The following is a 14,867-nucleotide window of genomic DNA, read 5'->3' on the forward strand; positions in this document are numbered from 1 at the left end:
TCGGCGTCGGCGACCCCGTCGGGGCCGGTCAGAACTCGCCGCCGCCGGAGAACCCCTCGGTCTGCGGGCGGCCGCTGTCCGCGATCCGCTGCGGCTCGGTCTCGGTCGTCGTCAGCTCGGACTCGCCCTCGCCGGAGCCGGGCGATCCTGCGGCCTGCTCGGCCTCGAGGGCGCGGGCCTCCATCTCCTGACCCGTCGCGTCGTGGTCGTCGCCGAGGTCGAGGTCGTGCGCGGGGCTCGTGCCGGGCATGCCCGTGCCGAGGTGGTCGATGGGGGAGTCGGTCATCTCTGGTCCTCGATTCGTGCCGGGACGACGCCCCCCGAGAGGGGGGCGCGCCAGCCCGGAGCGGGCCGGTCGGACCACGCTAGTGCACTAGTCTGGTCGGAACGCCGGCGTGGGAGATGACCCGCGCGGCGGATCGGCGCAGCCGAGCCGCGTCGCGTGCCCAGAAGGGCGTCGCCGGGTCGAGACCACCCGACAACACCAAGGAGTCACATCCATGACCGTCGACCACAAGGTCGCCGACCTGGGCCTCGCCGAGGCCGGGCGTCACCAGATCCGTCTTGCCGAGCACGAGATGCCGGGTCTGATGTCCCTGCGCGAGGAGTTCGGCGACAGGCAGCCGCTCGCGGGCGCGAAGATCGCCGGCTCGCTCCACATGACCGTCCAGACGGCCGTCCTCATCGAGACGCTCACCGCGCTCGGCGCGGAGGTCCGCTGGGCCTCGTGCAACATCTACTCGACCCAGGACGAGGCGGCCGCGGCCGTCGTCGTCGGCCCGAACGGCACCCCGGAGGACCCGCAGGGCGTCCCCGTCTTCGCCTGGAAGGGCGAGACGCTCGAGGAGTACTGGGACTGCACCGAGCAGATCCTCACGTGGGCCGACGGCGACGCCCCGAACATGATTCTCGACGACGGCGGCGACGCCACGATGCTCGTCCTCAAGGGCCGTCAGTGGGAGGAGGCCGGCCAGGTCCCGCCCACGACGGAGGAGGACTCCGAGGAGTTCGGCGTCTTCAAGGCGCTCGTCCGCCGGACGATGGCCGAGAACCCGACGAAGTGGACCGAGATCAGCAAGCGGATCAAGGGCGTCACCGAGGAGACGACGACCGGTGTCCACCGCCTCTACCAGCTGGCCGAGGCCGGCGAGCTGCTCTTCCCGGCGATCAACGTCAACGACTCGGTCACCAAGAGCAAGTTCGACAACAAGTACGGCATCCGCCACAGCCTCGTCGACGGCCTCAACCGCGCGACCGACGTCCTCGTCGGTGGCAAGGTCGCCGTCGTCTGCGGCTACGGCGACGTCGGCAAGGGTTCCGCGGAGTCGCTGCGCGGCCAGGGCGCCCGGGTCATCGTCACCGAGGTCGACCCGATCTGCGCGCTCCAGGCCGCGATGGACGGATACCAGGTCGCGCGCATCGAGGACGTCCTCGACATCGCCGACATCTACGTGACGACGACCGGCTGCTACGACGTCATCACCGCCGACCACATGCAGAAGATGAAGAACAAGGCGATCGTCGCCAACGTCGGTCACTTCGACAACGAGATCGACATGGCCGGCCTCGCGAAGGTCCCCGGCATCGTCAAGCAGGAGATCAAGCCGCAGGTCCACGAGTGGACGTTCTCCGACGGGGAGAACGCGGGCCGCTCGATCATCGTCCTGTCCGAGGGGCGTCTGATGAACCTCGGCAACGCGACGGGTCACCCCTCGTTCGTCATGAGCAACTCGTTCGCCAACCAGACGATCGCCCAGATCGAGCTGTTCACGAAGACGGACGAGTACCAGAACGAGGTCTCCGTCCTGCCGAAGCACCTCGACGAGAAGGTCGCGCGCCTGCACCTCGACGCGCTCGGCGTCCGGCTCACCGAGCTGACGAAGGGTCAGGCCGAGTACCTCGACGTCGACGTCGCGGGCCCGTACAAGCCGGCGCACTACCGCTACTGACGCCGCCCGGGTCGTGCCCGTCCGGCACACCGCGGCCCCCGTCGTCCTCCGGGACGGCGGGGGCCGCGTCGTGCGCACGGTCGGGCCGCGTCACGGGTACGGGCGGCCGTTGCCCGGCTCGACCGGGATGGTGAAGACCTCGGTGACCGCGACGTACTGCAGGACGAGCCACAGGACGCAGACCACCCCCAGTGCCCACACCCGTCGACGGTGGGCCGCCCGCGCCTGCGGTCCGGTGGGGATCCGGTCGGGGAAGGGCCACATCGGGGCGAGGACGAGGACGAGGAAGCGGATCGTGCTCGAGCCGGGGCTCGTCACGAGGAGGAGGAAGGCGGTGTACGCGAAGGCCCACGCCCGCAGCTCCGGGCCCCACACCCGGGTCGCGCGCCGGAAGAGGACGACGAGCAGCGGCAGGATCGCGAGCATGACGACCGTCGCGACGACCGGTCCGTAGTAGTCGTCGATCCGCGACCACCAGTTGTTGAGGATCGCCCGGTCCTGGTTGACCCGCCAGGCGCGCTGGGTCTCCATGAAGCCGTCCGGGGTCCCGGTGGCGAGCCCGACGATGAACGGCCACAGCCCGGCCAGCGCCCCGACGGCGAGCGTGAGGCCGGCGACGCGGATCATCTCCAGCCGCTCGAAGGGTTCCTCGCGCCGGTGCCACCACCGCAGGATCCAGTAGACGCCCATGCAGATCGCCATCGCGGGTGCGATGCCGCGGGTCAGGCTCAGCGGCACGCACAGGGCGAGGACCAGGAGGTACCGACGCGAGCGCAGCGCCCACATGACGAGGACGATGAGCAGGAGCGCGAGCGACTCGGTGTAGGCGACCTGCAGGACGGGCGAGGCGGGGAAGACCGTGAGGCACAGGACCGTCGCGGCGGCGACGAACCGTCCCGCGCCGACGAGCAGCAGCCGGTAGAGGAGGACGACGGCGATCCCCCCGAGGACGGTCGACAGCAGCGGGGCGACGACCTCGAACGGCAGGCCCGTGACCTCCATGAGGGCGCGGCACATGCCCGGGTACAGCGGGTAGAAGGCCCACTCGTTCTGCGCGACCGAGCCGTTGACGATCGGCAGGGTCGAGGGGTAGCCGTGGAGGGCGATCTGCTTGTACCACTGCCCGTCCCAGTTCGTCGTCGCCACCCAGTAGCCCGGGTCGCCGACCGTCGGGAAGTGGACGGTGTACCCCGGGGACGACTCGACCATCGGGATCTGGCGCCGCGCGCCGACGACGAGGAAGACCGTGGTGATCGCCCGACCGAGGAGCCAGATCGCGAGGGGGACGACCCACCACCGCACGCTCGCGCGCTCGAGGATCCCGTCGAAGCTCGAGCGCCACCTGGCCGCGACGACGGCGCGCTCCCGGGGTCCCCGACGGGCCCGGACGCTCGTGGCGCCGCCAGCGCGCGTCACGGGGCCTCCAGGTGGTTGGTGTGCAAGGATCGTCTGGCACGTCGCTCGCGTGCCGTCCGGTCATTGTGGCGCACCCCGCGGGCGGGACCGGCTGCGACCCACGGAAGGACGATCACGGTGAAGGGACGCGTTCTCGTCGTCGACGACGACCTCGCTCTCGCGGAGATGCTCGGCATCGTCCTGCGCAACGAGGGCCTCGACGTCGTCCACGTCGCCGACGGCACGTCGGCGCTGCCGACCTTCCTCGAGACCCGCCCGGACGTCGTCCTCCTCGACGTGATGCTGCCCGGCATGGACGGCATGGAGGTCTGCCGTCGCATCCGCGCCGAGTCCGGGGTGCCGATCGTCATGCTCACCGCCCGGACGGACACCGTCGACGTCGTCGTCGGGCTCGAGTCCGGGGCCGACGACTACGTCGTCAAGCCGTTCAAGCCGCAGGAGCTCGTCGCGCGGATCCGCGCCCGGTTGCGCCGCGGCGAGGACCCCGAGCCCGAGCGCCTGACGATCGGCGACCTGACGATCGACGTCGCTGGCCACGCCGTGCGCCGCGGCGAGGAGTCGCTCTCCCTGACGCCGCTGGAGTTCGACCTGCTCCTCGCGCTCGCCCGCAAGCCGTACCAGGTCTTCAGCCGCGAGGTGCTCCTCGAGCAGGTGTGGGGCTACCGCCATGCCGGTGACACCCGCCTGGTCAACGTCCACGTGCAGCGGCTGCGCAGCAAGATCGAGCACGACCCGGAGAACCCGCAGATCGTCGTCACCGTCCGCGGCGTCGGGTACAAGGCCGGGCCCGCCTGACGGTGTCCTCGCTCGACCGACCGCTCCGCCTCCTGCGCGCCGCAGCACGCCGGGCGTCGCGGCGGTGGCGCCGGTCGCTGCAGTTCCGCGTCGTCGCCTCGACGATCGTTCTCGGTGTGCTCGTCGTCGCCCTCATCGGCGCGTACCTCTACCAGGAGATCGCCCAGGGCCTGCAGCGCGACCGGATCGAGTCCGCGCAGGTCGAGTCGCGCGCCCGGGCCCAGACGATCCAGAAGGACCTCGACGTCAGCACGGCGACGCAGACCCCGGGCCAGCTGTCCCTCACGGCCGCCGACGCGGTGAAGATCCGCGGCTCGGACACGAGCGGCGGGCTGCAGTACATCGTGCTCACCCGGTCGCTGAACAACACCAACTCCCTCGTGGTCGAGACGGCCGAGTCCGGGGGCGAGGTCGGGCTGGCCGAGATCCCGGCCGACCTGCGCACCGCGGTCGCCGCCGACCCGGAGCACCAGCAGACGGCCCTCGCGCCGGTCCCGGGGACGGCCGAGGACGGCACCGCGGTGACCGTCCCCGCGGTCATCGTCGGCGAGCAGGTGACCGTCCCGCGCGCCGGCCCCTACGACGTGTACTTCGTCTACCCGATGGATCGCGAGCAACGCACGCTCGACGTCATCAGCCGGTCGATCGGGCTCGGCGGCGTGTTCCTCGTCGTCCTCGTCAGCGGTGTCGCGTGGCTGGTCACCCGGCAGGTCGTCGCGCCCGTCCGCCGCGTGGCGCACGTCGCCCGGCGGCTGTCGTCGGGCGAGCTCGGTGAGCGCGCGAACGTCAGCGGGGAGGACGACCTGGCCCTGCTCGCCCAGTCGTTCAACGACATGGCCGACAACCTCCAGGCGCAGATCCGCCAGCTCGAGGGGCTCTCGCGCGTCCAGCAGCGGTTCACCTCGGACGTCTCGCACGAGCTGCGCACGCCGTTGACGACGATCCGCATGGCCTCGGAGCTCATCTACGACGGGCGCGAGTCGATGCACCCGGTGGTCCAACGGTCCGCGGAGCTCCTCCACGGCGAGGTGGAGCGCTTCGAGGCGCTCCTGACGGACCTGCTCGAGATCAGCCGGTTCGACGCGGGCGCCGCAGGCCTCGAGTGCACGACGGTCGACCTCGGGGACCTCACCCGACGGGTCATCGAGGCCGCAGCCCCGATCGCCGCGGCCCGCTCGACGGTGGTCCGGCTCCACCCGGGCCCCGCGCCCGTCCTGGCGGAGGTCGACTCCAGGCGCATCGAGCGGATCCTGCGCAACCTCGTCGTCAACGCGATCGAGCACGGCGAGGGCCGTCCCGTCGACGTGTACGTCGCCCGGAACGAGGACACGGCCGCCGTGCTCGTGCGGGACCGCGGCGTCGGTCTGCGTCCGGGCGAGGCCTCGCTCGTCTTCAACCGGTTCTGGCGTGCCGACCCGGCGCGGAACCGGACGACCGGCGGCACCGGGCTGGGGCTGGCGATCGCCCTCGAGGACGCCCGGCTGCACGGCGGCTGGCTCCAGGCGTGGGGTGAGCCGGACGCAGGGTCGCGCTTCCGGCTCACGGTGCCCTGCAGCCAGGGCGACTCCGTCCGGGTCTCGCCGCTGCCGCTCGCGCCGGGGCCCGACGCCGTCGAGGACTCCCCGGGGGTCGTCGTCGTCGACGGGGCTGCGGTCGGGGCCGGGACAGCGGGGGAGGAGCTGTGAGCGGGGTCGGTCGGGTGCGTCGTGCGGTCCTCGGGGTCGTCGTCGCCGCCACGGTGGCCGTGCTGCCCGGGTGCGGCGGGCTGGCGACGAGCTCACCGGTCCGTCAGGGCCTGCCGGTCGACCCCCCGGCCGAGCGGCAGCCGCGTGCGGTCCTCGCCGGCCCGACCGACGGGGAGTCGAAGGCGGAGGTCGTGCGAGGGTTCCTGCGCGCCGGCGCCGCGACGGGGTCGGACGTCGACGTCGCCCGCGAGTACCTCACGCCGCAGGCGGACCGGGGGTGGATCCCGGACTCCGGCACCGTCGTCTACGAGGAGGGCTCCCTGCGGATCGTGCCGCTGCCGGGCAACCGGGCGCGGCTGCGGATCGACGTCCTCGCGACGATCGATGCCGAGGGGCGGCTCGTCGAGTCCCCGCCCCTGACCTACCTGCGCACGGAGGTCCAGCTCGTCCGGGACGGGGAGCGCTGGCGGTTGCAGGGGCTGGAGAAGGGGTTCGGCCGCTGGCTGACACCGGCCGAGACGCAGCGGGTGTTCCAGCGGGTCTCGATCCACCACGCGGCCACCAACCAGGACGTCCTCATCCCGGAGGAGCGCTGGCTGCCGGACGACCGCATCGTCACGCGGCTCGTGCAGGCCCAGCTGTCCGTGCCCACCCGGGAGTTCACGGGGGCCATCCGCGACGTGGGCGACCCCGATCTGTCCATCGAGGCGATCCCCGTCGAGGACGGGATCGCCTCGGTCGACCTCACCCCGGCCTCGCGCCCCGGCGATCCCGACACCCGCCGGGTGATCTATGCCGAGCTCGTCGCCACCCTGCAGTCCGCGCCCGGGGTCGACGGGGTGCGGCTGACCAGCGACGGTGCCGCGCTCGACGTCCCGGGCACCTCCCTGCCCGTGCGCACCGTCGGCGAGGTGGGGTTCACGACGCAGGCGACCGGTGCGACCGCCGCGCCGCTCGTGCGCCAGGGCGACCGCCTCTACCGGACCGCGGCCTCCGGCATCGGCGACCGGGCGAGCGACCGTCGGCTGGCGCCGTTCCCCCGGATCCCGCTCGCGTGGGGGCCCCTCTCGCTGTCCGCCGACGGCCGCGACCTCGCCGCGACGACCCGCGACCGGACGCAGTTGGCCCGGTGGCGCGGTCGAACTGCGCTCGAGGTGTCGACCCCCGGGACCGAGCTCACCCGGCCCGTCTTCGACATCCAGGGCGTCCTGTGGTTCGGCGGGGTCGCCCGCGACGGTCGGCCGGGTCTGTGGGCGGTGAACGCCACCGCCGCACCGGGCTCGCCGGGGGCGAGGGCCTACCGCGTCAAGGTCCCGTGGTTGGCCGGTCGTCGCATCGCGCACGTCGCGCCCTCCGCACTCGGGCAGCGGGTCCTGGTCGTGACGACCCGGGCGGACGGCTCCGACCCCCAGCTCGTCGTCTCCGGCGTCATCCGTCGCCCGAACGGTCTGCCGCAAGCCCTCTCCCCGCAGGCGCGCCGGCTCGCTGCGCGGGTGACGAGCGTGCGCGACGTGTCGTGGGTCGGACCCACCCAGGTCGCGATCCTCGGCTCGCTCCATCCGGCCCGCGCGGTCGGGGTCCTCCTCGCAGAGGTCGGCGGGTTCACGGCGGCTCCGCCGACCCGAGCGCTCAGCTCCCTGCGCGGCCTTCGCCAGGTGTCCTCGATCGGTGGCGTGCGCGGGCTCGTCGTCTCGACGGACTCGGGCACGTTCCAACGGGCGGGCGGCGCCTGGTTCGAGATCGACGAGGCCGACGAGGTCCTCGTGCCGCTGTCCTGACCGGCGGGTCGTCCACAGGGCGCGGCAGTCGCCTCGCCTGTCCACCGTGGTCCGCGGCGACGTGCGGTCCGAGCACGCGTCGGGTGATCGTCCTTCGGTGAGCCTGGCCGCGGCGTTCGACCTCGTGCTGCCGGTGCGGTGCGCAGGGTGCCCGGCGCCCGCCGTGCGACCCGACGTTCCCCTGTGCGCGCCGTGCGCCCGGGTGGTCCTCGCCGAGACCGCGCGACCGCTCGGCGGAGTGCTCCACGCGCCCGGCGCCGCAGGCGAGATCCCGGTCGTCGCCGCTGCGGCGTACGGCGGTGCCGTCGGCGCGGTGCTGCGCTCGCTCAAGGACGACGACCGGCCGGACACGCTCGACCTGCTCGGGGCGGTCCTCGCGGGAGCGCTGGACCTCGCGCGCGAGCTCGTCGGGCCGCCCGGTGGTCGCACGGCCGTCATACCCGTCCCCGCGAGCGCCCGGTCCCGGCGTCGCCGGGGGAGGGCGGTCGTGCCCGACCTCGCTCGGGCGGCCGTCGGCGCGGTCGGCACCCGGGAGCGGTTCGTCGTCGTCGACGGTCTGCGGCACCGGGGCGGGGCGGCCGACCAGCGGGAGCTGTCCGCCGAGGCGAGGCGGGTCAACGTGGCCGGCGTCCTCACGCCGACGCCCCGGTTGCGGTCGGTGACCGGCGGCTGCCTGCTCGTCGACGACGTCGCGACGACGGGGGCCACCCTGACCGAGGGCGTGCGGGCACTGGCGGAAGGCGGCGTCGACGTCCACGGCGTCGCTCTGCTGTGCGCGACGCCGTGAGTCCTCCCCGAGGGGTGAGGTGAACGGAACATGGACGCGGGTCGACGAATGCCTTCCGGGCAGGCGACGGGAGCGGTAGCGTCCTGTCATGGCCCCCCGAGCCGCGCTCTCGATCGTCATCGGTCGTGCGCGCCGTGGCGGGGGTGCCGCACCTCACGGCAGGGGGTGGCCGCGCAGCTGAGGGCCGGCGCACCCGGCGGTGGGGACGTGCCGCACGAGACCGTGTCCCCGCCGTGCCCGCTGCACAGACCGGCGGCCCCCGAGGACGAGGGCCGCCCGACGAGGAGGACACAGTGGACATCGCCGTCACCGGACGTCACCTGAGCATCACCGATCGCTTCCGCGAGCACGTGCACGAGCGCCTCGAGCGCCTCGGCCACCACGCCGCCGGAATCCAACGGGTCGAGGTCCTCGTCAGCCACGAGCCGACCCGGTCCGGCGGCCCCAGCGAGCGGGTGGAGGTGACCTGCCTGGGCAAGGGGCCGGTCATCCGCGCCGAGGCCCGGCACGACGACAAGTTCAGCGCCCTCGACCTGGCGACCGAGCGGCTGCGCGAGCGCCTGCGTCGGGCGAGCGACCGGCGCCGCGTGCACCGCGGGCGGCGTACGCCCGAGTCGGTCGGCGAGGCGACCCACCGGGCGGGCGCGATGGCTGAGGCGCTCGCCTGGGCCCAGCCGCAGCCGGACCCGGAGCGGTCCGAGGAGGGCCGGTTCGGCGACTCCCCGATCGAGATCCGTGAGAAGATCCACCGCGCCGAGCCGATGACCCTCGAGCAGGCCTTGCACGAGCTCGAGCTCGTCGGGCACGACTTCTTCCTGTTCGTCGACGTCGAGACCTCCGCGCCGAGCGTCGTCTACCGGCGGCGGGGCTGGAGCTACGGCGTCATCCGTCTCGACGACGCCGGCGCCGGTGCCGACGACGAGGTCGACGTCGCCTGAGCAGCCCGCGGCTGCCCCGGGGCCCGCTGGTCCCGGGGCGGCCCGAGCGTCTGGGAGGATGGGACGAGCGGGTTGGGGCCCGGGGGGGAGGAACTGGCAATGACGGACCCGGTACGGGTGGTGCTGGTCGACGACCACGTCCTTTTCAGGACTGGCCTCGAGGTCGTCCTCGGGGCCGACCCGAGGGTGGAGGTCGTCGGCCAGGCCGCCGACGGGGTGGCAGCGGTCGAGGTTGCTCGAGCGGCGCGCCCGGACATCGTCATCCTCGACCTGCGCCTGCCCGGGTGCTCAGGGCTCGAATGCTGCCGACGGATCCGGGATGAGCTGCCCGACACCCAGGTCCTCGTGCTCACCGCCTCCGACGCGGAGGATGACCTCGTCGCCGCGCTCCGCGCCGGCGCCGGCGGCTACCTCGTCAAGGACGGTGATCCCGCGGAGCTCGTGGAAGCCGTCCTCGGGCTGAGGGAGGGGCGCTCGATCGTCCCGCCCGACCTCGCCGCGCGTGCGCTCACCGACCTCGCCCGCTTCGATCGGCAGGCGGCTGCCGGACCCATCGGTCAGCTCACCCCGCGCGAGCGCGAGGTCCTCGCCCTCGTCGCGCTCGGGCTGCGGAACCGGGAGATCGCGGCCCGGCTCTTCATCGCCGAGAACACGGCGAAGAACCACGTGCAACGGGTGCTGACCAAGCTGGGGATGAGCTCCCGGGCCGAGGCGGCGGCGTTCGCGGTCCGTGCGGGGCTCCTGTCGCCGTCGTGAGGTCCCGGTGGCTCACCGGCTGAGCCGCTCCCAGCGGAGGCAGTCGGCCCACGACCCGTCGGGCAGGGCGTCGGTCGCGTGCTCGTGGCCGCACACGCCGAAGCCGAGGCCGCGCAGGACGGCGTTGCTCCCGGCGTTGTCCGCCGAGGTCATCGCCGTCAGCCGGCGCAGGCCCAGCCCGCCGCGCTCCCGGGGCGAGGTCACGTGGTCGACGACGAGCCGGGTGGCCGCCGCCGCGACGCCCCGCCCGCGCGCCGAGGGGAAGACGGTGTACCCGAGCTCGGCGTCGTCGCCCGCCCCGAGGGTCGCCCCGTCGCGGCGGAACACGGCGACGTAACCGAGCGCCCGGTCGCTCGCCTCGTCCGCGACGCACCACGTCACCGAGGTGCCCTCGGCCGCCCCCTCCCACGTGCGGGTCAACCACTCATCGGCGTTCGCCGGACGCAGCGTGCTCGAGGGGGTCCAGTGCTCGGGGTGCTCCCGCTCCTCGACGGCCTCGAGGTCGCTCGTGCGCCACTCCCGCAGCCGCAGCCCCGCACCCGTCAGGGTCGGTGCGACGAGCCACGGGCGCGCCGGGCGGGTGAGGTCGTCGTGCGGGCCGACGCTACCGATCCACCCGTCGGCGACCCCGTCCCGGACGGGCACCGACGACGGCAACGTCGCGTGCACGGTGAACCCGCACGCCCACGCCACCCGGCGGGAGGCCCAGTTGCCGACCGCGGCCTCCCAGTAGACCCGGGGAGCGCCCTGCTCGAAGGACCACCGGGCGGCCAGGCGGAGGGCGGCGCTCATGACCCCGCACCCGCGTGCGGCCGGGTGGAGGGCGAACCCGCACGACCACGCCATCGCCGGGGTGCGGCCCTGGCGGAGGTCGACGAGGCCGCTGAACCGTGGAGCGGCCCCCGGGACGGTCTCGGCCTCGATCGCCCAGAGCCGGTCCCCGCGCTCGTCCGACCACGCGCGGGCGTGCAGCGCCAGGAAGTCCCGCGCATCGTCGGCCCCGTACGGCTGCGGAACCGTCGTCCACCGCACCGTCTCCGGGTCGTTCGACTGCTCCACGACGGCCACGAGGTCGTCCTCACGGAGGGCGCGCAGCGTGACCCGCCCGTCGCCGAGCACGGGCACGATGTCGGGAAAGGCGTGGCCGGGCATCGCGCCATCGAACCATCAGGGTGCGCGCTCCGTCGACCGACTAGCCTGTCGGCACACCTCCGCGTGCCCGGGAACGGCCCGCGGCGTCGAGCAAGCCACCAGGAGTCTGATCCCGTGAAGATCGTCGAGCGTCTGCTGCGCGCCGGAGAGGGCCGCGTCGTCAAGCGGCTGGAGGGCATCGCGGCCCAGGTCAACGCGATCGAGGAGGACTTCCAGAAGCTGTCCGACACCGAGCTGCGCGAGGAGACCGCGAAGTTCAAGGCGCGGCTGGCGGACGGCGAGACCCTCGAGGAGCTCATGCCCGAGGCCTTCGCCGCGGTGCGCGAGGCCAGCGTCCGCACGATCGGCAAGCGGCACTTCGACGTCCAGATCATGGGTGGCGCCGCCCTGCACCTGGGCAACGTCGCGGAGATGAAGACCGGTGAGGGCAAGACGCTCGTCGCCACCCTGCCGAGCTACCTCAACGCCCTGACCGGCAAGGGCGTGCACGTCGTCACCGTCAACGACTACCTCGCCGAGTACCAGGCCGAGCTCATGGGCCGTGTCCACCGCGCCCTCGGGCTGGAGACCGGGTGCATCCTCGCGCGGATGACGCCGGACCAGCGGCGCGCGGAGTATGCGAAGGACATCACCTACGGCACGAACAACGAGTTCGGCTTCGACTACCTGCGCGACAACATGGCGTGGTCGACCGACGAGCTCGTCCAGCGCGGCCACAACTTCGCCATCGTCGACGAGGTCGACTCGATCCTCATCGACGAGGCCCGCACGCCGCTCATCATCTCCGGCCCCGCCGACCAGCCGCAGAAGTGGTACGTGGAGTTCGCGCGGATCGCGGAGATGCTCGAGAAGGGCGAGGGCGGCAAGGACGGCCGGCCCGGCTGGGGCGACTACGAGGTCGACGAGAAGAAGCGGACCGTCGGTGTCCTCGAGCCGGGCATCGAGAAGGTCGAGGACCACCTGGGGATCGACAACCTCTACGAGGCGGTCAACACCCCGCTCATCGGCTACCTCAACAACGCGATCAAGGCCAAGGAGCTCTTCAAGCGCGACAAGGACTACGTCGTCGTCGACGGCGAGGTCATGATCGTCGACGAGCACACCGGGCGCATGCTCGCCGGCCGCCGGTACAACGAGGGCATGCACCAGGCCATCGAGGCCAAGGAGGGGGTGGAGATCAAGAACGAGAACCAGACCCTCGCGACGATCACCCTCCAGAACTACTTCCGCATGTACGACACGCTCTCGGGCATGACGGGCACGGCCCAGACCGAGGCCGCGGAGCTGTACTCGATCTACAAGCTCGGCGTCGTCCCGATCCGCACGAACCGCCCGATGATCCGCAAGGACCGTGCCGACCTCGTCTACCGGACCGAGAAGGGCAAGTTCCGGGCCGTCGCCAAGGACATCGCCGAGCGCCACGCCAAGGGTCAGCCGGTCCTCGTCGGGACGACCTCCGTCGAGAAGAGCGAGTACCTCTCGGAGGCGCTGCGCCGCGAGGGCATCCCGCACGAGGTCCTCAACGCCAAGCACCACGAGCGGGAGGCGGCGATCGTCGCCGAGGCGGGCCGCAAGGGCGCCGTCACCGTCGCGACGAACATGGCCGGCCGCGGCACCGACATCATGCTCGGCGGCAACCCGGAGTTCCGTGCGGTCGCCGCGCTGAAGAAGCGCGGACTGGACCCCGAGGAGACGCCGGAGGAGTACGAGGCCGCGTGGGACGCGGCGCTCGAGCAGGCCGAGAAGGCCGTCAAGGACGAGGCGGGGAAGGTCGCCGAGCTCGGCGGTCTCTACGTCCTGGGCACCGAGCGCCACGAGTCGCGCCGCATCGACAACCAGCTGCGCGGACGCTCCGGTCGCCAGGGCGACCCCGGCGAGTCCCGCTTCTACCTCTCCCTCGAGGACAGCCTCATGCGGCTGTTCAACGCGGGGTTCGTCGAGCGGGTCATGGCCACGGCGAAGATCGACGAGGACACCCCGATCGAGGGCAAGATGCTCTCCCGCTCGATCGAGTCGGCACAGAGCCAGCTAGAGGGCCAGAACTACGAGATCCGCAAGAACGTCCTCAAGTACGACGACGTGCTCAACCGGCAGCGCCAGGTCGTCTACGCCGAGCGGCGCCGCGTCCTCGAGGGCGAGGACCTGGAGAAGCAGGTCCGGTACTTCATCACCGATGTCGTCGGCGGCTACGTCGACGGCGAGACGGCGACGGGCTACGCGGAGGAGTGGGACCTCGACCGGCTCTGGGGCGCGCTCGCATCGCTCTACCCGACGGGGCTGACGCAGGAGCAGGTCGTCTCGGCCGCCGGCGGCCGCTCGGGCCTGAGTGCCGAGGCGTTGCGGACCGAGCTCGTCTCCGACGCCCACGAGGCCTACGATCGCAAGGAGGCGCAGGTCGGCGAGGCCGGGATGCGCGAGTTCGAGCGGCGGGTCATCCTCTCGGTGCTCGACCGGAAGTGGCGCGAGCACCTGTACGAGATGGACTACCTCAAGGAGGGCATCGGCCTGCGGGCGATGGCCCAGCGCGACCCGCTCGTGGAGTACCAGCGCGAGGGCTTCCAGCTGTTCGAGGCGATGAACGACTCGATCAAGGAGGAGTCGGTCGGCTACCTCTTCAACACCGAGGTCGAGGTCGAGCAGACCCCCGCCGTAGGGCAGGGCGCGGTGCACGTGTCCGACCTCCTCGGCGATGGCGACGCCGAGGCGCCGAAGCTCGAGGTCCGCGCGAAGGGGCTCGACGACGGGCGCGGCCAGCCGATGCACTTCAGCGCCCCGAGCGACGACGGTGGCATCGAGGAGCGCGAGGTCGCCGCGGACGGTCATGTCATCGCCGAGGGCGACGAGGTCGGCAGCAACCGCGCCCAGCGTCGAGCCGCCCGCCGCAAGAAGGGCCGCTGAGCCCCCGGAGCGAACGAGTCGTCCGGCGCGCCTCTCAGGCGATCTGGAGGGCCTGGACGACCCATCGGCCGTCGCGGCCCTCGAGGCGCATCGCCATCGCCCTGACCCGGTCACCCTCGTCGAGGATGACCGTGGCCTCCACGGCGTCGTCCGCGGGGTGGCACAGCACGATCCGCCGGATGCGCACGCGACGGCCCTCGCCGGCACGTGCGGACGGCCGGCGGGCGGCCGCGCGCCGGGCGGCGGTCGATCCCCGGCGGGCCAGGCTCTCGTAGACCTCGGGGGAGGTGCAGCGGAGCAGCTGCGCCGCCGGGCGCCGTCCGCGCATCACCTCCAGCGCGGCGAGGGCGATCCGTGCCGCCGTCGCATGGGCGTCGGGCAGGTCGGCTCGGCGCGTGGGCTGCGGGCCGAAGTCGGGGTCGGCGCCGAGGTGTGCGTCGTGGCGTGCGCGGGCGCGGCCGAGGGGGATGTCGAGCGGCTCCTGCACGAAGCGTGGGTCGGTCCACCGGTCGAGCTCGGCGTCGAGGAACGGGTGGAGCGCGACGGGTGCCGACCGAACGGCGGGGAGGACGGCGATTTTAACCATCTGGCGCCGGCCGCGAAAAAGGAGGGGGTGGGGATCGGGGGCGGCCGGGCAATGAAAAAAAAAAATAAGAGGAAAGCGGTCGGAGCAGACGATAGAGTATAGCTAGACTGTGTAACTATGCTGAGAG

At 72.7% G+C, this 14,867-nt stretch carries 12 protein-coding genes; 8 read left to right on the plus strand and 4 right to left on the minus strand.

What is annotated here, in order from left to right:
• Positions 1-28: 28 nt before the first annotated feature.
• Positions 29-286, minus strand: coding sequence for a hypothetical protein (locus DAA34_RS06410; protein ID WP_106818104.1), 258 nt, complete (start codon positions 284-286; stop codon positions 29-31).
• Positions 287-500: 214 nt separating this feature from the next.
• Between DAA34_RS06410 and ahcY the strand changes: the two genes are divergently transcribed.
• Positions 501-1,949, plus strand: coding sequence for an adenosylhomocysteinase (gene ahcY, locus DAA34_RS06415; protein WP_106818105.1), 1,449 nt, complete (start codon positions 501-503; stop codon positions 1,947-1,949).
• Between the two features lie 90 nt (positions 1,950-2,039).
• Here the strand turns inward: ahcY and DAA34_RS06420 are convergent, their stop codons facing one another.
• Positions 2,040-3,365 carry a hypothetical protein gene (locus DAA34_RS06420; RefSeq protein ID WP_106818106.1) on the minus strand — a complete coding sequence of 442 codons (1,326 nt, stop codon included), beginning with the start codon at positions 3,363-3,365 and terminating at the stop codon, positions 2,040-2,042.
• 117 nt (positions 3,366-3,482) lie between these two features.
• Here DAA34_RS06420 and mtrA point away from each other — a divergent pair, with 117 nt between their 5' ends.
• The 6 genes from mtrA to DAA34_RS06450 all read left to right on the plus strand — a co-directional run bounded on the left by mtrA (position 3,483) and on the right by DAA34_RS06450 (position 10,104).
• Positions 3,483-4,160: an MtrAB system response regulator MtrA gene (gene mtrA, locus DAA34_RS06425; protein ID WP_106818107.1), complete on the plus strand. Its 678-nt coding sequence runs from the start codon at positions 3,483-3,485 to the stop codon at positions 4,158-4,160.
• A 2-nt stretch (positions 4,161-4,162) separates the two neighbouring features.
• Positions 4,163-5,845 carry an MtrAB system histidine kinase MtrB gene (gene mtrB / locus DAA34_RS06430; protein ID WP_106818108.1) on the plus strand — a complete coding sequence of 561 codons (1,683 nt, stop codon included), beginning with the start codon at positions 4,163-4,165 and terminating at the stop codon, positions 5,843-5,845.
• Entirely contained in the window at positions 5,842-7,623 is a 1,782-nt protein-coding gene (locus DAA34_RS06435) for a GerMN domain-containing protein (protein WP_106818109.1), read from the plus strand. Before mtrB ends, DAA34_RS06435 begins: the two co-directional genes overlap by 4 nt.
• Positions 7,624-7,720: 97 nt before the next feature.
• Positions 7,721-8,410, plus strand: coding sequence for a ComF family protein (locus DAA34_RS06440; protein ID WP_106818110.1), 690 nt, complete (start codon positions 7,721-7,723; stop codon positions 8,408-8,410).
• Between the two features lie 293 nt (positions 8,411-8,703).
• Complete coding sequence (hpf, locus tag DAA34_RS06445) at positions 8,704-9,348, plus strand: ribosome hibernation-promoting factor, HPF/YfiA family (RefSeq protein WP_106818111.1); 645 nt, start codon at positions 8,704-8,706, stop codon at positions 9,346-9,348.
• A gap of 99 nt (positions 9,349-9,447) precedes the next feature.
• Positions 9,448-10,104, plus strand: coding sequence for a response regulator (locus tag DAA34_RS06450; protein WP_106818112.1), 657 nt, complete (start codon positions 9,448-9,450; stop codon positions 10,102-10,104).
• A 12-nt stretch (positions 10,105-10,116) separates the two neighbouring features.
• Here DAA34_RS06450 and DAA34_RS06455 read toward each other — a convergent pair whose 3' ends face one another.
• The gene (locus DAA34_RS06455; protein WP_106818113.1) at positions 10,117-11,256 is read right to left on the minus strand and encodes a GNAT family N-acetyltransferase; all 1,140 of its coding nucleotides are present in this window, start codon (positions 11,254-11,256) and stop codon (positions 10,117-10,119) included.
• 114 nt (positions 11,257-11,370) lie between these two features.
• Between DAA34_RS06455 and secA the strand changes: the two genes are divergently transcribed.
• Complete coding sequence (secA, locus tag DAA34_RS06460; RefSeq protein WP_106818114.1) at positions 11,371-14,154, plus strand: preprotein translocase subunit SecA; 2,784 nt, start codon at positions 11,371-11,373, stop codon at positions 14,152-14,154.
• 34 nt (positions 14,155-14,188) lie between these two features.
• Here secA and DAA34_RS06465 read toward each other — a convergent pair whose 3' ends face one another.
• The gene (locus DAA34_RS06465; protein ID WP_106818115.1) at positions 14,189-14,740 is read right to left on the minus strand and encodes an Rv3235 family protein; all 552 of its coding nucleotides are present in this window, start codon (positions 14,738-14,740) and stop codon (positions 14,189-14,191) included.
• Between the last annotated feature and the right edge of the window lie 127 nt (positions 14,741-14,867).

The organism is Janibacter massiliensis (assembly GCF_900289115.1).
Taxonomy (GTDB): Bacteria; Actinomycetota; Actinomycetes; order Actinomycetales; family Dermatophilaceae; genus Janibacter_A; species Janibacter_A massiliensis.

Bases quoted from the DNA above. Each gene is read 5' to 3' on its own strand.
- DAA34_RS06410 (WP_106818104.1), bottom strand. From the start codon at position 286: ATGACCGACTCCCCCATCGACCACCTCGGCACGGGCATGCCCGGCACG.
- ahcY (WP_106818105.1), top strand. From the start codon at position 501: ATGACCGTCGACCACAAGGTCGCCGACCTGGGCCTCGCCGAGGCCGGG.
- DAA34_RS06450 (WP_106818112.1), top strand. From the start codon at position 9,448: ATGACGGACCCGGTACGGGTGGTGCTGGTCGACGACCACGTCCTTTTC.
- DAA34_RS06455 (WP_106818113.1), bottom strand. From the start codon at position 11,256: ATGCCCGGCCACGCCTTTCCCGACATCGTGCCCGTGCTCGGCGACGGG.
- DAA34_RS06465 (WP_106818115.1), bottom strand. From the start codon at position 14,740: ATGGTTAAAATCGCCGTCCTCCCCGCCGTTCGGTCGGCACCCGTCGCG.